This window comes from Gordonia aurantiaca, from assembly GCF_039939235.1.
GTDB lineage: Bacteria > Actinomycetota > Actinomycetes > Mycobacteriales > Mycobacteriaceae > Gordonia.
In genome coordinates, this window is the sequence record NZ_JBDUUF010000006.1 from 80,263 (window position 1) to 101,668 (window position 21,406).

At 69.4% G+C, this 21,406-nt stretch carries 20 protein-coding genes; 9 read left to right on the forward strand and 11 right to left on the reverse strand.

What is annotated here, in order from left to right:
• Positions 1 to 20 precede the first annotated feature (20 nt).
• The 9 genes from ABFT43_RS13170 to ABFT43_RS13210 all read right to left on the reverse strand — a co-directional run bounded on the left by ABFT43_RS13170 (position 21) and on the right by ABFT43_RS13210 (position 11,529).
• Positions 21 to 1,256 (reverse strand): hypothetical protein, encoded by a 1,236-nt coding sequence (locus ABFT43_RS13170; RefSeq protein WP_347960810.1) that lies wholly within the window; start codon positions 1,254 to 1,256, stop codon positions 21 to 23.
• Positions 1,257 to 1,403: 147 nt separating this feature from the next.
• Entirely contained in the window at positions 1,404 to 3,635 is a 2,232-nt protein-coding gene (locus ABFT43_RS13175; protein ID WP_347960811.1) for a malate synthase G, read from the reverse strand.
• Positions 3,636 to 3,707: 72 nt separating this feature from the next.
• Positions 3,708 to 4,607: a 3-methyladenine DNA glycosylase gene (locus tag ABFT43_RS13180; RefSeq protein WP_347960812.1), complete on the reverse strand. Its 900-nt coding sequence runs from the start codon at positions 4,605 to 4,607 to the stop codon at positions 3,708 to 3,710.
• Positions 4,604 to 5,677, reverse strand: coding sequence for a hemolysin family protein (locus ABFT43_RS13185; RefSeq protein WP_347960813.1), 1,074 nt, complete (start codon positions 5,675 to 5,677; stop codon positions 4,604 to 4,606). The genes ABFT43_RS13180 and ABFT43_RS13185 overlap by 4 nt, the downstream gene beginning before the upstream one ends.
• Positions 5,670 to 7,085: a hemolysin family protein gene (locus ABFT43_RS13190; protein WP_347960814.1), complete on the reverse strand. Its 1,416-nt coding sequence runs from the start codon at positions 7,083 to 7,085 to the stop codon at positions 5,670 to 5,672. The genes ABFT43_RS13185 and ABFT43_RS13190 overlap by 8 nt, the downstream gene beginning before the upstream one ends.
• Before the next feature lies 1 nt (position 7,086).
• A complete protein-coding gene (gene guaB1 / locus ABFT43_RS13195) occupies positions 7,087 to 8,520 on the reverse strand; it encodes a GMP reductase (RefSeq protein WP_347960815.1) in 1,434 nt (477 codons plus the stop codon).
• Between the two features lie 50 nt (positions 8,521 to 8,570).
• Positions 8,571 to 10,028 (reverse strand): NADP-dependent phosphogluconate dehydrogenase, encoded by a 1,458-nt coding sequence (gndA, locus tag ABFT43_RS13200; RefSeq protein WP_347960816.1) that lies wholly within the window; start codon positions 10,026 to 10,028, stop codon positions 8,571 to 8,573.
• Positions 10,029 to 10,134: 106 nt separating this feature from the next.
• Entirely contained in the window at positions 10,135 to 11,085 is a 951-nt protein-coding gene (locus tag ABFT43_RS13205; RefSeq protein WP_347960817.1) for a M56 family metallopeptidase, read from the reverse strand.
• 45 nt (positions 11,086 to 11,130) lie between these two features.
• Positions 11,131 to 11,529 (reverse strand): BlaI/MecI/CopY family transcriptional regulator, encoded by a 399-nt coding sequence (locus tag ABFT43_RS13210; protein WP_347960818.1) that lies wholly within the window; start codon positions 11,527 to 11,529, stop codon positions 11,131 to 11,133.
• A 373-nt stretch (positions 11,530 to 11,902) separates the two neighbouring features.
• Between ABFT43_RS13210 and ABFT43_RS13215 the strand changes: the two genes are divergently transcribed.
• The 8 genes from ABFT43_RS13215 to ABFT43_RS13250 all read left to right on the forward strand — a co-directional run bounded on the left by ABFT43_RS13215 (position 11,903) and on the right by ABFT43_RS13250 (position 18,336).
• Complete coding sequence (locus ABFT43_RS13215) at positions 11,903 to 12,322, forward strand: PaaI family thioesterase (RefSeq protein WP_347960819.1); 420 nt, start codon at positions 11,903 to 11,905, stop codon at positions 12,320 to 12,322.
• Positions 12,323 to 12,331: 9 nt separating this feature from the next.
• Positions 12,332 to 13,564 (forward strand): DUF6986 family protein, encoded by a 1,233-nt coding sequence (locus ABFT43_RS13220; protein WP_347960820.1) that lies wholly within the window; start codon positions 12,332 to 12,334, stop codon positions 13,562 to 13,564.
• Positions 13,565 to 13,715: 151 nt separating this feature from the next.
• A complete protein-coding gene (locus ABFT43_RS13225; RefSeq protein WP_347960821.1) occupies positions 13,716 to 14,018 on the forward strand; it encodes an urease subunit gamma in 303 nt (100 codons plus the stop codon).
• A gap of 42 nt (positions 14,019 to 14,060) precedes the next feature.
• Entirely contained in the window at positions 14,061 to 14,435 is a 375-nt protein-coding gene (locus tag ABFT43_RS13230) for an urease subunit beta (RefSeq protein WP_347960822.1), read from the forward strand.
• Entirely contained in the window at positions 14,435 to 16,153 is a 1,719-nt protein-coding gene (locus ABFT43_RS13235; RefSeq protein ID WP_347961010.1) for an urease subunit alpha, read from the forward strand. Before ABFT43_RS13230 ends, ABFT43_RS13235 begins: the two co-directional genes overlap by 1 nt.
• Positions 16,153 to 16,830, forward strand: a complete 678-nt coding sequence (locus ABFT43_RS13240) for an urease accessory protein UreF (protein ID WP_347960823.1) — start codon at positions 16,153 to 16,155, stop codon at positions 16,828 to 16,830. Before ABFT43_RS13235 ends, ABFT43_RS13240 begins: the two co-directional genes overlap by 1 nt.
• 90 nt (positions 16,831 to 16,920) lie before the next feature.
• The gene (ureG, locus tag ABFT43_RS13245; protein ID WP_347960824.1) at positions 16,921 to 17,607 is read left to right on the forward strand and encodes an urease accessory protein UreG; all 687 of its coding nucleotides are present in this window, start codon (positions 16,921 to 16,923) and stop codon (positions 17,605 to 17,607) included.
• Between the two features lie 3 nt (positions 17,608 to 17,610).
• Positions 17,611 to 18,336 (forward strand): urease accessory protein UreD, encoded by a 726-nt coding sequence (locus tag ABFT43_RS13250; protein WP_347960825.1) that lies wholly within the window; start codon positions 17,611 to 17,613, stop codon positions 18,334 to 18,336.
• 59 nt (positions 18,337 to 18,395) lie between these two features.
• On the opposite strand, the gene ABFT43_RS13255 is transcribed toward ABFT43_RS13250, so the two are convergent.
• Both ABFT43_RS13255 and ABFT43_RS13260 read right to left on the reverse strand, forming a co-directional pair.
• Complete coding sequence (locus ABFT43_RS13255) at positions 18,396 to 19,919, reverse strand: NAD(P)/FAD-dependent oxidoreductase (RefSeq protein WP_347960826.1); 1,524 nt, start codon at positions 19,917 to 19,919, stop codon at positions 18,396 to 18,398.
• Positions 19,920 to 20,148: 229 nt separating this feature from the next.
• Entirely contained in the window at positions 20,149 to 20,763 is a 615-nt protein-coding gene (locus ABFT43_RS13260) for a GNAT family N-acetyltransferase (RefSeq protein ID WP_347960827.1), read from the reverse strand.
• Positions 20,764 to 20,939: 176 nt separating this feature from the next.
• Between ABFT43_RS13260 and ABFT43_RS13265 the strand changes: the two genes are divergently transcribed.
• A complete protein-coding gene (locus ABFT43_RS13265; protein WP_347960828.1) occupies positions 20,940 to 21,404 on the forward strand; it encodes an acyl-CoA thioesterase in 465 nt (154 codons plus the stop codon).
• Positions 21,405 to 21,406: the final 2 nt, after the last annotated feature.

The window sequence follows — 21,406 nt, forward strand, 5'->3', positions numbered from 1 at the left end:
CCTCGTCGTCTGGCCGGCCACTATCCGCCTGCGGTGCCCGACGGGGCCGGTGTGGTGGCCGAGCTCGCGGGCACGCTCGCCGGTCCGTAGACTACCCGGTTGATCGCGACGATCGCGCCGTTCTCCGGGGTGGGCATCGGGTCGGGCGTGCGTGGGAAGTTGACCGTGGGCGTCGGCGGCGGCAACGGGGCGTCGCCGCGGAAGCCCAGTTCGGTGAGCTGTTGCAGCTGCTCCGGTTCGGACGCGAAGGAGATGAACTCGGACACCGCGTCGGTGGCGACGTCGCTGACCTGCTCCCCGGACAGCCGGATGACGGGGTAGTCGGCGATCGGGGTCGGTCCGCCGGGCACTAGCTCGGCGAGCCGGGACTCGGTGTCGGACCTGGTCATCTGGTACAGCCGCTGCTCGGTGATCGGGACGACGTGGATCGAGGCGCGCGCGGGATCCGGGGCATCGGCGATGACCGTGGCCGCTCCCTGCGGCGTGCCGTCGGGGGAGACGGGCGCACCCTGCAGCATGGCCCGCACGCTCGACGTGACCCGCGGTGACTCCGCGTCGGCGGTGGTGAGCGGACCGGTGGTGCGAGTGACGCTGGTCGCGACCGCCTGGGCCGCAAGCGCACTGGCGTCGGACCGAGCACCGACCGGCATGGCCATGCGCAGCGATCCCCAACCACGCAGCCCGAAGTCGGTCAGGGAGCCGTCGCGACGCTGCAGGGTCGGGATCGCCGACCAGTCGAGTCGGTCGCCGACGGCGCTCGCGAGTTCGGGGGAGACGGCGAGGACCACCGGCGTCGACACGAGCGAGCGGGTGTTGCCCTCGATCAATCCGGGTTTTGCCGCGGCGAGGTCGGCCGACCACACCGACGACTGCGGGACCCAGGCGGCGGGGTAGTCGCCCATGGACTCGGCCTCCCAGGTGCCGGTGAGTCCGTCGAGGGTGACCTTGGCGTCACCGGGACGGACCGCGATGGTGACGCAGTGGTCGCGCACCACGGGCTTGGTCTCGGCGAATGCCTCGGCGATCGCGGTGAGGCCCGGTGCGATGTCGGGATCGGCGATGATCGGCACCGACGCCGCACCCTCGACACACTGGGCGGCGGCGGCGTCGCCCTGCTTGTCGATGACGTCACCGAGACCGCGCCAGGCGACGACGACGGCGGCGATCAGCAGGATCGAGAGCATGGCGGCGACGACACCACGGCTGACACCCCGGCTGCGGATGCTCTGCCCGCCGCCACTGCGATGATGTGCCAACGCCCATGTCCTCCCTGCTGTTGTGCGCAAAATAACACGCCGCGCCGCACCGGTCCGCATGCTCGACCATCAGGCGCAGGGTACGACGATACGCCGTGCCGGACCGAGACGGTCCGGCACGGTCGTATCAGAGCGTGCTCCGGCGGGTCAGCCGGCCGGGTTGGCGGCCTTGAACTCGCGACGACGGCGGTGCAGGATCGGCTCGGTGTAGCCGTTCGGCTGCGTGGCGCCCTCGAGGATGAGTTCCTTCGCCGCCTGGAAGGCGATGCTGGAGTCGAAGTCCGGCGCCATCGGGCGGTACTTCGGGTCACCGGCGTTCTGTCGGTCGACGACCGGGGCCATCCGCTCCAGCGAGGCGACGATGTCGGCCTCGGAGACGATACCGTGACGCAGCCAGTTGGCCAGGAGCTGGCTGGAGATGCGCAGGGTGGCGCGGTCCTCCATCAGTGCGACGTCGTGGATGTCGGGCACCTTCGAGCAGCCCACACCCTGGTCGATCCAGCGGACGACGTAGCCCAGGATCGACTGGCAGTTGTTGTCCAGCTCCTCCTGCTTCTCGGCGTCGGACCAGTCGGTCTTCTTGGCCAGCGGGATGGTGAGGATGTCGTCGACCGAGGCCGGCTCGCGCTTGGCGATCTCGTCCTGGCGCTCGAACACGTCGACGTAGTGGTAATGCAGCGCGTGCAGGGTCGCGGCGGTCGGCGACGGAACCCACGCGGTGGTGGCACCGGCCTTCGGATGGCCGATCTTCTGCTCGAGCATGTCGGCCATCAGGTCCGGCATGGCCCACATGCCCTTGCCGATCTGGGCCTTGTGCTGCAGACCCGCGTGCAGACCGGTGTCGACGTTGAAGTCCTCGTACGCCGCGATCCACTTCTGCTTCTTCATCTCGGCCTTGCGCACCATCGCACCCGCCTCCATCGAGGTGTGGATCTCGTCGCCGGTGCGGTCGAGGAAGCCGGTGTTGATGAACACCACGCGCTCGGAGGCCGCCTTGATGCAGGCCTTGAGGTTGACCGTGGTGCGCCGCTCCTCGTCCATGATGCCCACCTTGAGGGTGTTCTTCGGCAGCCCGAGGACCTCTTCGACGCGGCCGAACAGCTCGACGGTGAAGGCGACCTCGTCGGGGCCGTGCATCTTCGGCTTCACGATGTAGATCGAGCCGGTGCGCGAGTTCTGCAGACCCTCGGCCCGTGCACCATTCGGCCCGCTCGCCTCGCTCCCCGCGCCGGAGAGGCCGTGGATGCCGATCAGCGAGGTGACCAGGCCGTCCAGGATGCCCTCGGGGACCTCGTTGCCCTCGGCGTCGAGGACCGCGTCGCTGGTCATCAGGTGGCCGACGTTGCGGACGAACAGCAGCGAACGGCCGTGCAGCTCGAAGGTCGAGCCGTCGGGCGCGGTGTACTCGCGGTTGCCGTTGAGGACGCGGGTGAAGGTCTTGCCGCCCTTGGAGACCTCTTCGGCCAGGTCACCCTTGTTCAGGCCCAGCCAGTTGCGGTAACCGAGCACCTTGTCGTCGGCGTCGACCGCGGCGACCGAGTCCTCGAAGTCCATGATCGTGGTGATCGCGGACTCGACGACGACGTCCTTGATGCCGGCGGGATCGGTCGAGCCGATCGGCGACGACGGGTCGATCTCGATGTCGAGGTGCAGGCCGTTGTTGCGCAGCAGCACGCTCGACGGCGAGGCGGCGTCACCGCGGTAGCCGACGAAGGAGGACGGGTCGGCCAGGGTGGAGGTGGCGCCGCCGTCGAGGGTCACCTGCAGCGCTCCGTCGACGACGGCGAAGCCGCGGACGTCGGTGTAGCTGCACTGCTCCAGCGGGACGGCCTTGTCCAGGAACTCCTTGGCGTACGCGATGACCTTGTCGCCGCGGACCTTGTTGTACGAGGTGCCCTTCTCTGCGCCGTCGGTCTCCGGGATGGCGTCGGTGCCGTACAGCGCGTCGTACAGCGAACCCCAACGCGCGTTCGCGGCGTTGAGCGCGAAGCGGGCGTTGAGGACCGGCACCACCAGCTGCGGACCGGCGGTCTCGGAGATCTCGCGGTCGACGTTGTCGGTGGTGATCTGGAAATCGGCGGGAACCTCGGCGAGGTAGCCGATCTCGGTGAGGAAGGACTTGTAGGCGTCGAAGTCCGCGCTACCCGGGGTGAGGTCGGCGCCCTTGTGGTCGCGGTGCCAGGCATCGATCTTGCTCTGCAGCTCGTCGCGGACCTTCAGCAGCTCGCGGTTGCGCGGCGCGAGGTCGGCGATCACCGATGCCGCACTGGACCAGAAGGCATCAGCCTCTACACCGGTGCCGGGGAGCGCCTCGTTGTTGATGAAGTCGTACAGGACTTTGGCGACCTGCAACCCGTTGACGGTGATCCGGTCCGACATGATTGCCTTTCTCGAGAATGACGACTCGTCTATGTTACTTGCCGGTAAGAGTGGGCGACCATGCACATCGGATCACCGTTGCGACACGATCTCCAGCAGCTCTTCGCAGCGTCTGAGAACCTCGGCGCGCAGCCGTGAGCCCTGTTCGGCGATGGCCGACTGCTCGCGCACGTATTCCGCCCGTCCGGCCGGGGTCTCCACCGGGACCGGGTCGTATCCGAGATGTCGTAGATCGTACGGGCTGGCCCGCATGTCGAGATCACGGGCCCGTAGTGCGACTTCGAAACAATCGACGGTGAGCCCGGCCGGCAGCAGGGGCGCGAGCCCGAAGCAGTACCGGTAGAGGTCCATCGTCGCATGCAGGCATCCCGGCTGCTCGTGGTCGATCTGGGTGGAGCGGGTCAGCTGGTTCTCGTTGCGCGGCCGGGCCGGCTCGGTGAAGAAGCGGAACGCGTCGAAGTGTGTGCAGCGCAACGGCATCGACTCGACGACGCGGTCGGTTCCGTCCGCTCCGAGGCGCAGCGGGATGTCGTGGCGGGTCTCGTCGGCGCGGTAGACCATCGCCCACTCGTGCAGCCCGAAGCAGCCCAGGCGCGCCGGCCGCGAGGCGGTGGCGCGCAGCAGTGCCACGGTCGATTCCAGGGTGTCGGTGCGGCGCCGGACATACTCCTCGCCGACGCGCACCCCCGACACGGCGTCGTCGGTCCGTTCGTAGCCGCGCAGCGAGAGATACTCGTCGGCGTCGGCGAGCGTGATCCCGAAACCGGGATGCCAGCGCAGGACGTGCGACGGGCGCGACGAGTAGTAGGTGAAGAGGAAGTCGATGACCGGGTGCTTGAGCCCGCGACGACGGGCCGCGAGGTAGGGGCCGATCAGGGCGTCGACGCGGCGGCGGTGCGCATCCCGACGCGCCCGCCATTCGGTCCCGCTCAACACGGTCTGCGATTCGAGTCGAACTGTCACGGCACTCACACCCGGTGGGTCTCGTCGCGTACGTTGCCGACGAACTCCTCGACGAGGTCGGCCAGGGCGACGATGCCGATGGTACGACCGGTCTCGTCGACGACGGCGCCGAGGTGTGAACTGGTCCGCCGCAGGATCGTGGTCGCCTCGTCGAGCGGGGCGTCCGACGCGATGACCGGCAGCGGCCGGATCTTGTCGGCGCCGATGATGGTGTCCGGTCCGATGTGCTCGTCGAGGATCTCGTCGAGCACGTCCTTCAGATGCAGGTAGCCGGTGAAGGTGCCGTCGGTGCCGCGGACGGGGAACCGCGAGAAACCGGTCTCGCTCACCGCCTTCTCGACCGCGCCGAGGGTCGGGCCGACGGCGCCGGTCGGCGACACCTGGACCTTGACGCTGCGCATCGCCTCGAGCGGGATCATCACCTCGGTGACCCTGCGGCCCACCGATCGCAGCGCTCGGGTCAGACGCTCGTGCTCCTCGGCGTCGATGAGGCCCTCCTGCTTGGACTCACCAAGCATCTGGGCGAGCTCGCCGAGCGACACCGTCGACTCCAGCTCGTCCTTCGGCTCCACGCGCATGAGGCGCAGCGAGATGTTGGCGGTCCAGTTGTAGAACGCGATCAGCGGTCGGACCAGGCGGATGAAGGCCAGGTGGATCGGGACCAGCAGCATCGCCGCCGACTCGGGGCCGGCGAGCGCGATGTTCTTCGGCACCATCTCGCCGAGCAGGATGTGCAGCACCACGACCAGGGAGAGCGCCACCGTGAACGAGATCGGGTGCAGTAGGGAGTGCGGCACGTGCAGCAGGTCGAGCGGTTTCTCGATGAGATGCGCGACCGCCGGCTCGCCGACGCGACCCAGCAGGATCGAACAGATCGTGATGCCCAGTTGCGCGCCCGCCAGCATCAACGACAGGTGCTCACCGGCCCGGATGACCGTGCGGGCACGCTTCTTCCCGCTCTCGGCGAGTGCCTCGAGCCGGTCGCGGCGCGCCGAGATCAGCGAGAACTCGGCGCCGACGAAGAAGGCGTTGCCCGCGAGGAGCACGACCGCCAGCACAACCGCCCAGAGATCACCCATCGACGGCCTCCGGGAGTCGGGGGCCGTCCGCAGGCGCGGGACGCAACGCGACGACGTCGACGCGCCGGCCGTCCATATGTGTCACGGTGGCACGCCACGTGATCTCCGGGCCCGTGTCGGGCGTCTCGGGGGAGTCGTCGCCGTCCTCGCGGCCGTCGCCGACGGGGGAGCGGTGCGGGAGATCCACCACGTCGTCGACCTCGGGGACGCGTCCGAGGCAATACATGATCAGTCCGCCGAGCGTGTCGTACGGCCCGTCCGGGGCGTGGTAGCCGGTGGCGGCGTAGAGCTCGTCGATGCGCAGCAGACCCGAGCAGACGTAGCCGTTGCCCTCGACTGCGACATCGGCACGCTCGTCGTCGTGTTCGTCGGTGACGTCGCCGAGGATCTCCTCGATCAGGTCCTCGGTGGTGACGATGCCCGCCGTTCCGCCGTACTCGTCGATGACGACGCACAGTTCCATGCCGTCGGCGCGGATGCGTTCCATGAGGGCGTCACCGTCGAGGCTCGCCGGCACGCGCGGCACGGCCCGCGCGATGGACGTCACCGGTGTGGTCGCCTGCTGTTCGGGCGGGATCGTGAAGGCCTGCTTGATGTGGACCACGCCGACGAGGTCGTCGAGGTCGCCGTCGACGACCACCGGGAACCGCGAGTGGCCGGTGCGCGACGACGCGATCACGAGGTCGCGGACGGTGTCGCCGCGGTCGAGTGTGTCGATGGTGACGCGCGGGGTCATGAGGTCCTCGGCGGTGAGTTCGCCGAATCGCAGGGAGCGGTCGACCAGCGCCGCGGTCTGCTCGTCCATCGCGCCCCGGCGCGCCGAGTTGCGAACGAGGGAGACCAGCTCCTGCGGGGAGCGGGCCGAGGCGAGTTCGTCGGTGGGTTCGATGCCGAAACGGCGCACGATCCAGTTGGCGGTCCCGTTGAGTCCGTTGATGGCCCAGCGGAACACGGCCGAGAACATCGTCATCGGCCCGGCCGTCGCGCGGGCGACCGCCAGGGCCTTGGAGATCGCGAGGTTTTTCGGGATGAGCTCGCCGAGCACCATCGACAACGAGGTCGCGATGATCAGCGCGAGCGCGAGAGACGTTCCCGCGGCGACGGATTCGCTGACGCCGAGCGCGGTCATCGGCGGCCTGAGGATGCGGGCCAGCACGGGTTCGGCGATATAGCCGGTGATCAGGGTGGTGATCGTGATGCCCAGCTGGGCGCCGGACAGCTGGAACGACAACGTCGAATGCGCGCGTTGGACCAGGCGCGACCGCCGGTCGCCGCGGGCGGCGACATCGGCATTGATCGTGGAGCGTTCCAGCGCGGTCAGGGAGAACTCCGCCGCCACGAACAAGGCCGTGCCGAGGGTCAGGGCGATGAATCCGACAAGGCTGACGACGAGAAGCAGGACCTCCACGTCACCACCCGCCCGGCAGGGGACGCCCTTCGGCGAAACCGGCGGGCGACTGGACCCCGAGAACCACCTTGTCGTGCAGCTCTCGCAGGTTGCGCGCACCGGTGTAGGTCGCGGTGCTGCGGATTCCGGAACAGATGTGGTCGATCAGGTCCTCGACGCCGGGGCGGTCGGGGTCGAGCCGGATACGCGAAGATGAGATGCCCTCCTCGAACAGGGCCTTACGGGCGCGGTCGTAGGCGCTGTCACCGCTCGAGCGCGCGGCCACCGCGCGTTTCGACGCCATACCGAAGCTCACCTTGTACGGCCCGACCTCGTCTTCGAGGAGGTCGCCCGGCGACTCGTGCGTCCCGGCGAACCACGACCCGATCATCACGTTCGACGCACCGGCCGCGATGGCCAGCGCGACGTCGCGGGGATGCCGGATCCCGCCGTCGGCCCAGACCGATGCCCCGTGGCTCGCCGCGACGCCGGCGCATTCGGCGACCGCGGAGAACTGCGGGCGGCCGACGCCGGTCATCATGCGGGTCGTGCACATCGCGCCCGGACCCACGCCGACCTTGACGATCGACGCGCCCGCCGCGATGAGGTCGAGGGTGCCCTCCGCGGACACCACGTTGCCGGCCGCGATCGGCACACCGAGGTCGGCGTCGGCGACCGTTCTCAACACCGAGAGCATCTTCTCCTGGTGTCCGTGCGCGGTGTCGACGACCAGTACGTCGGCGCCGGCTGCCACCAGCGCCCGCGCCTTGCCGACCACGTCGCCGTTGATGCCGACCGCCGCGGCGATGCGCAGCCGGCCCGACGCGTCGACGTTCGGTTGGTAGATCGAGTGCCGCAGCGCGCCGAGTCGGGTCAGGACCCCGGCGAGTCTCCCGTCGTCGTCGACGAGGATCGCGAGCCCGAGATGGAGGTCGCCGAGCGCGTCGAAGACCTCGCGCGGCGGTGTGTCGACGGGCATCGTGACGATGTCGGGGTCGAGCACCTCCCGGACACGGGCGAACCGGTCGATGTCGCGACACCGCTTCTCGGTGACGACACCCACGGGACGGCCGTCCTCGACGACGACGGCCAGTCCGTGGGCGCGCTTGGGGATGAGTGCGACCGCGTCGGTCACCGAGTCGGACGGACTCAGCGTGACCGGCGTGTCGGCCACGAGGTGACGCGATTTCACGTAGGCGATCGACGCCGCGGCTGCCTCGATGGGCAGGTCCTGGGGGAGGACCACGAGTCCGCCGCGGCGGGCGACCGTCTCGGCCATGCGCTTACCGGCGACCGCGGTCATGTTCGCGACGACGATCGGGATGGTGCATCCCGTGCCGTCCGACGTCGACAGGTCGACGTCGAAGCGCGAGGTGACATCGGATCTCCCCGGGACGATGAACACATCGTCGTAGGTCAGATCGTGGGTCGGCCGATGGCCTTCGATGAATCGCACCGGTTGCTCGCTGGCTCCTGGTTCGGTGACCTCGTTGTTCGGGGACCTTGTTATTCGGTGACCTCGGAGCGGTCTCCGCTCCACAGCGTGTGGAAGGTGCCCTCCTTGTCCACGCGCTGGTAGGTGTGGGCGCCGAAGAAGTCGCGCAGACCCTGCGTGAGCGCGGCGGGCAGACGCTCGGCGCGCAGGCCGTCGTAGTAGGACAGCGAGGAGGCGAACGCCGGCACCGGGATGCCGAGCAGGGTGGCGGTGGAGACCACACGACGCCAGCTGTCGATGCCGACCTCGACCGCGTCGCGGAAGTAGGGCGCCAGCAGCAGGCTGGGCAGCTCGGGGTTCTCCTGGTAGGCCTCGCGGATGCGGTTGAGGAACTGGGCGCGGATGATGCAGCCGCCGCGCCAGATGGTGGCGAGCTTGCCGCGGTCGACGTTCCAGCCGTACTCGGCGCTGCCGGCGGCGATCTGATCGAAGCCCTGGGCGTAGGCGACGACCTTGGATGCGTAGAGCGCGGACTTGATGTCCTCGATGAACTGGGCCCTGTCGGCGGGGGCGTCGCCGAGGTTGCCCGGCTTGAGGCCGCGGGCTGCGACGCGCTGGTCGGTCGAGCTCGACAGGGCGCGGGCGAAAACGGCCTCGGCGATGCCGGTGGTCGGGATGCCCAGGTCCAGGGCGGACTTCACGGTCCAGCGGCCGGTGCCCTTCTGTCCGGCGGCGTCGACGATCACGTCGACGAGCGGCTTTCCCGTCTCGGCGTCGACCTGACTGAGCACCTCGGCGGTGATCTCGATCAGGTAGCTCTCGAGTTCGGTCTTGTTCCACTCGCGGAAGACGTCGGCGATCTCGGCGACCGGCATGTCGAGGGCCTTGCGCATGAGGTCGTAGGCCTCGCCGATGAGCTGCATGTCGGCGTACTCGATGCCGTTGTGGACCATCTTGACGAAGTGTCCGCTGCCGTCGGGGCCGATGTGGGTGCAGCAGGGCTCGCCGTCGACCTGCGCGGCGATCGACTCGAGCATCGGCCCGAGTGACTTGTACGACTCGGCCGGGCCGCCGGGCATGATCGACGGTCCGTTGAGTGCGCCCTCCTCGCCGCCGGAGATGCCGGCGCCGACGAAGTTCAGTCCGCGGGCCGACATCGCGGCCTCACGGCGGATGGTGTCGGTGTAGAGGGCGTTGCCGCCGTCGATGATGATGTCGCCGGGCTCCATCGCGTCGGCGAGCTCGTTGATCACCGCGTCGGTCGCCTCGCCGGCCTTCACCATGATGAGCACCCGGCGCGGACGCTCGAGCGCGGCGACGAACTCCTCGACGGTCTCGGTGCGGATGAAGTTGCCCTCGTCGCCGTGGTTGGCGATGAGGGCGTCGGTCTTGGCGATGCTGCGGTTGTGCAGCGCGACGGTGTACCCGTGGCGGGCGAAATTGCGCGCGATGTTCGAACCCATGACGGCCAGACCGGTCACACCGATCTGCGCTTTACCGGACGATGACGATGCCTCGACGTTGTTCATGCGGACAGCCTATTGCCTAGCGACCCCTGACGGCGATCTGCCTCACCCGATGTGACTCTCCGGTGCGGGTTCACGCCGATATGCACGTCGGGCCGCGACCGGGGAACTAGAACGCCGACATCAGCCGGTTGAGCTCGGTGAGCCAGGGGATCGCCACCGCCAGGGTCGGCAGGACCAGGATGGCCGCGGCCGCTGTGTAGGCGCCGACCGCGATCCAGCGGGCCGGCCGGTCGTCGCGCAGCCGGTGGACACGCGTGAGAGTGGTCGGTCCGCCGACGGCCATGGCGCCGCGCGGGGCGACCGCGTCGGCACAGGCGACGAGGGCGCGTCCGAGCGTGGTGGGCGCGGTCTTGCGGACGGCCTGGTCGTCGGCGAGTGCCTCCACCAGCAGTTCCGCGGCGCCCAGCGCCGACTGCGAGCGGACGAAGCGCGGGAACGCCTCGTGCAGCGCGATGAAGGCCTCGAGGACGAGGTCGTGGCGGGCACGCAGATGTGCGCGCTCATGAGCGATGACCGCGACGAGTTCGTCGCGGGTGAGTCGGTGGACGACGCCTTCGCTGACGACGACGCGCTGCCGTAGTCCGGGAAGGCAATACGCGAGTGGCTGCTCGACGTCGATCATCCGGACGTCACGTGCGTACAGCGGGTCGTCGGCGTCGGTGCGGTTGCAGCGGTCGAGGATGTCGATCAGCTGGCGATGGGCCTTGCGGCGGGCGCGGGTGCGCATGCCCACGCGGATGGTCGTGAAGAAGAGGCGGGCGCCGATCAGCAGCGTCAAGACGAAGACGGCAACGCAGACCAGCCACAAGGGGAGGCCGAGCCGGTCGATCTCGTGCAGCGGATTCGTGGAGGGCCGCCCGTCCGGGCCGATGACGAGGAGATTCGCCGCGATCGCGAGGCCACAGCTGAACGCCGACAACACGGCGGCGAGTGCGATGGCCTGCCACAGGGTCATCGCCGCGCGTGGGGCTCGCATCGGCCACCGGGCCCGGGACAGTGCCTCGGGGACGGGACCTGCGAGCACCAGGCTGACGATGCCGAAGAGCAGGGCGGTCATCCGGTGACTTCCTCAGGGTGGGCTGTGTGGGGGCGTGCCGCGAATCTAACTCTTCTCGCGTGTTCCTCGTGCGGCTTCGAGCTCATCGAGTGCGTGGCGGAGAGCGGCGGCCTCGTCCTCGCCGACCCGTCCGACGAACGAGACGAGAGCGGCATGCCGCGATCCGGGGGCGTCGGCCTCGGCGAGGGCGTCGACCATCAGGCTCGCCACCAGGTCCTCACGGGGGTGGGTCGGGACGTATTTGTGTGCCCGGTCGTCCCGGATCTGGGTGACCAGGTTCTTCTTCGCCAGGCGCTGCAGCACGGTCATCACCGTGGTGTACGCCAGCGACCGGTCGCGCGACAGCGCGGCATGTACCTGCCGGACGGTCTGCGGCTCCGAGCTGGCCCACAACGTGTCCATCACCGCGCGTTCGAGGTCGCCGAGCCCATTCATCTTTCGCATTTTACCGCTGTGCCTTCCTCTGTGTGTCCGCCGGCCCGCTGCGCTCCACTCCATTGTGGTTCGGCTCGGACGTTTTCGCCGTTCACGTGTCGTTTCGCCCTGGCCTTGACACGTTGGTAAGGCTAGCCTACATTAAGTGTCACGTCGGACCGTGCGAGAGTCCTGAGGGCTGCAGAGACCCCCGGTCCACGCCGCGGAAGGTCCCGCATCTCCACGAGGTGCGGGGCCTTCCGGTTTCTCCGGTTTGTGAACACTCAACGACCGGAGGCGCGGCAGTGTTCCCCCCGGTTCACTGATCTGTCGCGCACTCTCTGTCCGGGCGTCCGCGGGTCGTTCTCGCGGAGCCCGGCCCGCTCGTGCGAATGTTGACGCCATGACTGCGAACAGTGCGGACGAAATCATCCAGGGCTCCGTCGGCAAGGGGCTCGACGGCGTGCTCGGACTCGAGGTCGTCGAGGCCGGTCCCGACCGGATCGTCGCGAAGATGGAGATCACCGAGAAGCACCATCAGCCGTTCGGCATCGTCCACGGCGGTGTGTACTGCGCGATCGGCGAGAGCGTCGCGAGCATGAGCGGCTTCCTCTGGCTGCACGAGACGGGGATCGGCGGTCACGCGGTCGGCGTCAACAACAACACCGACTTCCTGCGCTCGGTCTCGTCCGGCACGGTCACCGCCACCTCCACCCCGATCCACCGGGGACGCCGTCAGCAGCTGTGGGCCGTCGACATGGTCGACCAGGACGGCCGGTTGCTCGCCAAGACGCAGGTCCGCCTCCAGAACCTCGAGGCGTAGCGAGCGCCGGTGGATCGCGAGACCAGTTCCCGAATCGAGGAGATCCTCACCGCTGTCGACGCCGACCTGGCCGCAGGGTTCCCGGGCGACCGACCCGAGCCGCAGCCGGTGCACACCGTCTACGTCAGCGCCGCCGACGTGGACGTCGAGACACCGCGTGACTGGGGGAGTCGTGCGCTCGCGCTCGCCGACGACGTCCGTCCGGTCCTCGTCGACCTCGCCGGCGCAGAGGCCGCGGAGGTCGCGCGCACGCGCCTGGAGAACAACCCGATCGAGGATCTGCGCATCGATCTCGAGGACGGGTACGGCCGGCGCGACGACGCGGTCGAGGACGCACACGCCCGGCACGCGGGCGAGGTGCTCGCCGCGTGGACCTCGATGCGCCCGCATGCGCCCCGCCTCGCCGGGGTGCGCGCCAAGGGTCTCGGCGCCGGCGAACGACGCCGCGGGCTGCGCACGCTCGAACTGGTCCTCGACGCCGCGGGCGGTGTGCCCGACGGATTCGTCTTCACCGTCCCGAAGCTGCGCGACGCCCGACAAGTGGACGCGGTCAACCTGATCTGCGCGGAATTCGAACGTGTCCACGGGCTCCCGGAGGGTGCGCTCGGCTACGAGCTGCAGGTGGAGATCCCGCAGGCGGTGCTCGGCGCCGACGGCCGCGCGACCGTCGCCGAGGCCATCCACCGCGGCCGGCCCCGCGTGCGCGCGCTGCACTACGGCACCTACGACTACAGCGCGGCCTGCGGCATCGTGTCCGCGCAGCAGTCACTGGCCCATCCGGTCGCCGATCACGCCAAGGCCGTCATGCAGGTGGCGGCGGCCCAGACCGGGGTCTGGGTCAGCGACGGCTCCACCCAGGTGGTCCCGGTCGGCACACCGGATGTCGTCGAGGCCGCCGTGCGGCGCCACCACGGCCTGGTCGTGCGCTCCCTCGAACGCGGCTTCTACCAGGGCTGGGACATGCATCCCGGCCATCTGGTGACGCGCTGGCTCGCGGTCGCGGGGTTCTACCGGTCCGCCATGCCGGTCGCGGCGAAGCGGCTGCAGGCCTACGCCGAACGCACCGGCTCGGACGTCATGGACGAACCCGCCACCGCGATGTCGCTCGCCCTCGTCATCCGGCGCGGTGTGCACGCGGGCGCCTTCACCCACGGCGAGGTCACCGCGGTCGCCCCGCTTGTCACCGCTGAGTGGCTCGACGAGTTGCGGTCGAGCGGCGGCGGTCTCGCCGTCGGGAGCTGATCGGCACGTCCCGGGGTCATCCGGTCCGCCGGATTCGTGTCGGCGCGCCGAGTGCCGTCGTGCGTGGCAGGATGTCCCCGTGTCGAGATGTGTCGACGCTGTCACGAACACGAGCACGACCACGGTCGGCGAACTGCGAGGAGCGATCTCGGTGCGATTGTCGCCGCATGAACAGGAACGGCTGTTGATCTCGTACGCGGCCGAACTCGCGCGACGAAGGCAGGCCCGCGGACTCAGGCTCAACCATCCGGAGGCGGTCGCGATCATCACCGACCATGTCCTCGAGGGCGCCCGTGACGGCCGGTCGGTCGCCGAACTCATGACCTCGGGGCGCGAGGTGCTGCGCCGCGAGGACGTCATGGACGGTGTGCCGGAGATGTTGCACGACGTCCAGGTCGAGGCGACCTTCCCGGACGGCACCAAGCTGGTGACCGTGCACGACCCGATCTCGTAGAACCGCACGCCCCAGTCGTTTACGCAACCGAGAGAGGCCGAGATGTCGGGTACGCCATCCACCGGGACACGGTCCGCAGTCGTCCCCGGCGAGGTGATCGCCGCGGACGGCACCATCGAGCTGAACGCCGGCGCCGACACCGTGCAGGTGACCGTGGTCAACTCCGGTGACCGGCCGGTGCAAGTGGGCAGCCACGTCCACTTTCCCCAGGCGAACGCCGCGCTCGAGTTCGACCGTGGACTCGCGCGTGGCCGGCGCCTGGACATCCCGGCCGGGACCGCGGTGCGGTTCGAGCCGGGAATCGAGATGACCGTCACCCTCGTCCCGCTCGGGGGATCCCGTGAGGTGCACGGGATCTCGTTGGATCCGCCGGGCGCGCTCGGGCCGGTGACCGACCCCGACGACGGGAGGGCATGATGGCGATCCTCGGACGTGACCGGTACGCGCAGCTCTTCGGTCCGACGACCGGTGACCTGGTGCGCCTCGCGGACACCGACCTGCTGATCGAGGTGACCGACGACCTGTCGGGTGGCCCCGGCCGCGCGGGCGAGGAGGCCGTCTTCGGCGGCGGCAAGGTGATACGCGAGTCGATGGGGCAGAGTCGCGCAACCCGTGCCGACGGCGCCCCGGACACCGTCATCACCGGCGTTATCGTCCTCGACCACTGGGGAATCATCAAGGCGGACCTGGGTATTCGCGACGGACGCATCGTGGCGCTGGGCAAGGCCGGCAACCCCGACACGATGGACGGCGTCCATCCCGACCTCGTCATCGGGCCGTCGACCGAGATCATCGCGGGCAACGGCAAGATCGTCACCGCCGGGGCCATCGACTGCCACGTCCACTTCATCTGTCCGCAGATCATGGACGAGGCGCTCGGCAACGGCATCACCACGCTCATCGGCGGCGGCACCGGCCCGGCGGAGGGCAGCAAGGCGACCACGGTCACGCCCGGCGCGTGGCACCTGTCGTCGATCCTGGCCGCGACCGATCACTGGCCGATGAACATCGCCCTGCTCGGCAAGGGCAACACCGTCAGCGCCGAGGCGATGCACGAGCAGATCCGTGCCGGCGCTTCCGGTTTCAAGCTCCACGAGGACTGGGGCAGCACCCCGGCGGCGATCGACGCATGCCTGAGGGTCGCCGACGAGACGGGGGTCCAGGTCGCCCTGCATTCCGACACGCTCAACGAGGCCGGCTTCGTCGAGTCGACGCTCGGCGCGATCGCCGGGCGTGGTATCCACGCGTATCACACCGAAGGCGCCGGCGGCGGACACGCGCCCGACATCATCACGGTCGCCACGTACCCCAATGTGCTTCCGTCGTCGACGAATCCGACGCGTCCGCACACCGTGAACACCCTCGACGAGCACCTCGACATGCTGATGGTGTGCCATCACCTGAACCCGACGGTGCCCGAGGATCTCGCGTTCGCGGAGAGCCGGATCCGACCCTCGACGATCGCCGCCGAGGACCTGCTGCACGACCTCGGCGCGATCTCGATGATCGGCTCGGACTCGCAGGCGATGGGCCGGGTCGGCGAGGTCGTGCTGCGCACCTGGCAGACCGCGCATGTGATGAAGCGCAAGCGCGGTTCGCTGCCCGGGGACGGCCGTGCCGACAACAACCGCGCCCGGCGGTATGTCGCGAAGTACACGATCTGTCCGGCCGTCGCCCACGGCTTCGACGACGAGATCGGCTCGGTCGAGGTCGGCAAGCTCGCCGATCTGGTCGTATGGGATCCGAAATTCTTCGGCGTCCGGCCGGAGCTCGTCATCAAGGGCGGCGCCATCGCCTGGGCGGCGATGGGTGACGCGAACGCGTCGATCCCGACCCCGCAGCCGGTGCTGCCGCGCCCGATGTTCGGTGCGGCACCGAAGCTCGCGGCCGCCACCTCGGTCGGCTTCGTGGCGCCCGGTGCGGACCCCGACCTGGCCGGGCGCATCGGTGTCGACCGCCGGTTGGTCCCGGTGAAGAACACGCGCGGGGTCGGCAAGGCGGACATGGTCAACAACGACGCCTGTCCGACCATCGAGGTGGATCCGGACACGTTCGCGGTGAGGGTCGACGGTGAGGTGTGGGAGGCCGAACCCGTCTCCGAGCTCCCGATGGCACAGCGCTACTTCCTGTTCTGATGTCCGGGAACCCGATGCCGGCGACACCGTCCTCGCCCGGATATGCACCGCTCGCGATGATGCTCTCGTTGGCCGACTCGCGGTTGCCGGTGGGCGGACATGTCCACTCGGGCGGTGTCGAACAGGCGATCGCCGACGGATTCGTCCGCACCGCGGGCGATCTCGCGGACTTCCTGTACCGCCGCGTGACGACGAGCGGACTGGTGGCGGCGTCGATCGCCGCGGCGGTGGCCGACGGCAAGCTCGACGTCGCGGCGGCTCAACGGGAGACCGACGCCCGCACCCCGTCGGCGGCCGCGCGAAAGGCGTCGCTGGCGCAGGGGAGGGGGATGGTCCGCCTCGCGCGCCGGATGTTCCCCGACCACGACTGGTCGCCACACCGTCCGACCACCCACCTGCCGGTGATCAGCGGGTCCATCGGCGCCGCGTCGTCGTTGTCGGGATTCCACACCGCACTGGTCCTCGTGTACACGACCATGAGCGGTTCGGCGACCGCGGGCCAGCGCCTTCTCGCGCTCGACCCGGCCGACGTGTCGATCATGATCGCCGATCTCGGCGCCGAGTGTGAACGCGTCGCCGCCGAGGCGGCCGTCGGACTCGCGGACCTGTCCGATCCGGTGCTCGACGTTCTCGCCGAACGTCATGAGCGCCAACCGATGCCGTTGTTCATGTCCTGATCGTGAACCCCTGACCGGGACCCGGCCGAGCAACACCCGAAGCCGAGCAACACCCGAGGCCGAGCAAGCCCCGACCGAGAGGAGTCACCGATGCCCCCGCATCTCATCGACGGGCAGCCCCACACCCACGACCACGACCGGCCCCGTCGCAAGCGTGAACCGGGGGAGCCGCTGCGGATCGGAGTCGGCGGCCCCGTCGGTTCCGGGAAGACCGCGCTGGTCGCCGCACTCTGCCGCCAGCTCCGCGACGAACTGTCGGTCGCGGTCCTGACCAACGACATCTACACCACCGAGGACGCGGACTTCCTGCGCCGCAACGCGGTTCTCCCGGACGAGCGGATCACCGCCGTCCAGACCGGCGGCTGCCCGCACACCGCGATCCGCGACGACATCACCGCCAACCTCGACGCCATCGACGACCTCATCGAGGCGAACCCGCCACTGGACCTGATCCTCGTCGAGTCCGGCGGCGACAACCTCACCGCGACCTTCTCGACCGGTCTCATCGATGTGCAGATCTTCGTGATCGACGTCGCCGGCGGTGACAAGGTTCCCCGCAAGGGTGGTCCCGGCGTCACCTTCTCGGACCTGCTGGTGATCAACAAGACCGATCTCGCCGAGCGCGTGGGCGCCGACCTCGAGGTGATGAGGCGCGACGCGGAGAAGGTCCGCGAGGGCCGGCCGACGGCGATGATCTCGCTGACCGAGGACCCGGCCGCGACCGACGTGCTGAAGTGGGTGCGTGAGCAGCTCGCCGCACCCGTGACGGCCGGTTGACCGGTGCGCACCCACGTCGAGATCGTCGCGACCGCCGACCGCGGGGTGCGGCACAGCGCAACCGGCGGTCTCGCCGTCCGGGTCACCTCACCGGGTGCGGTCCAGCTCGTCGGCACCGCGGCGACCCCGCTCGGCGGTGACGAGATCGTCGTCCGGGTGTGCGTCGAGCCGGGCGCGTACCTCGACGTGGGCAGCGTCGCAGCCACCATCGCGCTGCCGGCGCACGACCGCGCCGACTCCCGGGCACGCTGGGAGCTCGAGGTCGGCGCGGGTGGACGGCTGAGGGTGGAACCGCAGCCGACGATCGTCGCCGGCGGCGCCGTCCACACCTCGGATCTGGTCGTCGGCCTGCACCCGGGCGCAGCCCTGGATCTGCACGAGCATGTCCAGATCGGGCGGGCGTCGAGCGCCGACGACCCGGTACGGGACGAACGCGACCGCGCCGGCCGGTGGACCGGAGGCCTGCGCGTCGAGGTCGGGGGAGAGATCATGCTCGCGCACCGGGTCGCGCTCGGGGCCTCGACGCCGGCCGCCGCGACGGGTCATCGGGCGATGAGCAGTGTCTTCCGCTACCCCGACGACCGTGGCGAGGACGTGCATCCCACCGCGTTCGCGGCGCGCCTCCGCCTCAGCGGGGAAGCGACGCTGACCAGTGCCCTCGGCCGGTCGGTGACCGCGACCCGGCGCCTGACCGATGCCCTGGACACCGCCGCACTCGCCCCCAACTGACACCGCAGCCCTGGTTCCGGACGGGGAACCAGGGTTGCGGAAGTCGTGGGGCCGGCCGGTCAGCTGGCCTCGGGCTCTTTCTCCTTGGAGTTCTCGCCCTCGGTCGGCACCGAGCCGGTGGCGTCAGTCTCGCTCGACGCCACGGTCCCCGGATCGGACTCGGCGGCGGCACCGGACTTCGCCCGCTGCTTGGCTGCTTCCTCGATCTCGGCGTTCTGCTTCTCCAGTGCCGACAGCGCGGTGCGCGCGTAGACCTGCTGTTCGGTGACCGCGAGCTGCGAGCGGCCGCGGGTGGTGAACGCGAAGAACCAGTTGATCAGCGTGTTCAGGCGGTTGCGGAAGCCGACCAGGTACACGAGGTGCAGCGCGAGCCAACCGAGCCACGCGAAGTAGCCCTCGGTCTCGAACTTCTTCTTGGTGCCCGGGATCGGGACCTGCATCACCGCGGAGTAGCGCGAGATGGTCGCCATCGAGCCCTTGTCGAAGTAGCTGAACGGCTTGCGCTGCTCGGGGGTCTGGCCCTTCATCGACGCCTTGATCGCGTCCGCGGCGTAACGGCCACCCTGGATCGCGCCCTGCGCGACACCCGGGACACCGTCAACGGCCATCATGTCGCCGACCACGAAGACCTCCGGGTGGCCCGGGATGGTCAGGTCGGGCAGCACCTTGACGCGGCCGGCGCGGTCGAGCTCGGCGCCGGACTGGTCGGCCAGCAACTTGCCCAGCGGGCTGGCCTGGACACCTGCCGACCACACCTTGCACTGCGACTCGATGCGGCGGGTGGTGCCGTCCTTCTCCTTGACCACGAGGCCGTCGTAGTCGACGTCGATCACCATCGCGTTGAGCTGGATCTCGACGCCCAGCTTCTCCAGGCGGTCGGCGGCCTTCTTGCCGAGCTTCGGGCCGAACGGCGGCAGCACGGACGGCGCCGCGTCGAGGAGGATGACGCGGGCCTCGGTGGGGTCGATGTTGCGGAACGCGCCCTTGAGGGTCTTGTCGCTCATCTCGGCGATCTGGCCGGCGAGCTCGACACCGGTCGGACCGGCGCCGACGACGACGAAGGTCAGCAGCTTGGCGCGCTCGGCCGGATCATGCGAGAGCTCGGCCTGCTCGAAGGCCCCGAGGATGCGGCCGCGCAGTTCGAGGGCGTGGTCGATGGTCTTCATGCCGGGCGCGTACTCGGCGAAGTGGTCGTTGCCGAAGTACGACTGGTCGGCGCCGGCCGCGACGATCAGGTCGTCGTACGGGGTGACCGTGATGCGCTCGAGGAATCGTGAGGTGACGGTCTTCGCCTGGAGGTCGATGTCGAAGACGTTCCCCAAGAGCACCTGAGTGTTCTTCTGCTTGCGCAGGACGACGCGGGTGGCCGGGGCGATCTCACCCTCGGCGACGATGCCGGTCGCGACCTGGTAGAGCATCGGCTGGAAGAGATGGTGCGTGGTCTTGGCGATCAACGTCACGTCGACGTCGGCCTTGGCCAGACGCTGGGCGGCGAACAATCCGCCGAAGCCGGAGCCGATGATGACCACTTTCCTGCGGTCGTTGCCCGCAGGTGCGGGGGCCTGGGCGGCGGGGCTGCTCATCTCCAGACATCTCCTTCTCGCTCGATGGTGGACGGTTCGTCGTCGGTGCCGCGGGGGCTGATGGTGGTCTGATCGGACCGCGGGAGGCCGTTCAGATCGTCGTGCGAGCCGACGAGAAACCGTGCATGCCCACAACGGTAGTCAATGACTGCGCGCCGGGCGCGGCCAGAGTCGCGTATTCCGGGTCGCCGGGCAGGTCGGGGAACCCCCGAACGGGCGGAATGCCGGTTCACGCGGACAGGTCGCGGTGCGATGACCAGCGAAGAGAACGCTGTCGCCACTCGGTCTGCAAGATCTCGTACTCCACCTCGTAGCGATCGGGGTCGTAGGCGGGGGGAGCCGAATTCCTACCGTGCCCGGGCGCGTCGGACTCGTCGCAGAGATGGATGCCGGTGAGCGACATGCCGACCTTCTCCATGACACGCCGCGACGGCAGGTTGCTGGCGAGCGTGCTGGCGAAGACGCGCTCGGTCTTCAGATGGTCGAACGCGAAGGCGATGAGGGCGAACGCGGCCTCGGTCGCCAGGCCCCGGCCCCACACCGTTCGACGCAGGCGGTAGCTCAGTTCGAGTTCGGCCCGGTTGCTGTGCCGCGGGGTCCGCAACGACGTCCAGCCGAGGAACGCGCCCGTGGCCGGATCGCACAGTACCCACGTGCCGGTGCCGTGGCGTCGTCGTTCGGCCTCGGCGCGCGGGACCATCCATTCCTCGATCACGGCGCGCGGCGTCGGCGTCCCGCCGCTGACGTATCGCATGACCTCGGGATCGCTGTCGAGATGGACGAGGTCGTCGATGTCGTGCGCGGACACCGGGCGCAGCCGTGCCCGTGCGGTGTCGATGTTCACCCGAGTCCCCTCACTGCGGCCGCCGTGCCCTCCCGGTCCTGTGTCCTCCCGGTCCTGTGTCCTCCCGGTCCGGTGCACGGCGTATGGTCCTGCGGTTCCCCCGCCGCGAGTCTACGGTCTCGGCGCGGTGTGCACCGTTGTTCACCATGCGCGTGTCCCGCCGATAAGGTTGCCTCGTGGCATCTGACTCCGCGACAGCCGACTACGTCCTCGAGATCCCCGTCCATCTGCGGTGGGGCGACATGGACATCAACAACCACATCAACAACGTGCAGATCGCACGCCTCTTCGAGGAGGCACGCGTCCGCTCGTTCCACACCTGGATCTCGGACGGACCGCGCGATTTCTCGTTCCTCGTGGTCCGGCAGGACATCGAGTTCCATGCGCCCGTCCACTACTCGACGCATCCCGTGATCGTGAAGTCCTGCATCGGCCGGGTCGGCAACTCGTCGTTCACGATGGCCCTGCGCCTGTTCGACAAGGAGGGCGTGCACTGTGCGTCCGCAGAGACCACGATGGTCGTCGTCGACCCCGCGGCCGGGCGGCCCGCGCCGATCCAGGACAAGCTGCGCGAGGTCTTGACCCGTAGCCTCGGCCGGCCGATCGAGTTCGGCGGCCGTCGCGCGAACACCGCGAGCTGATC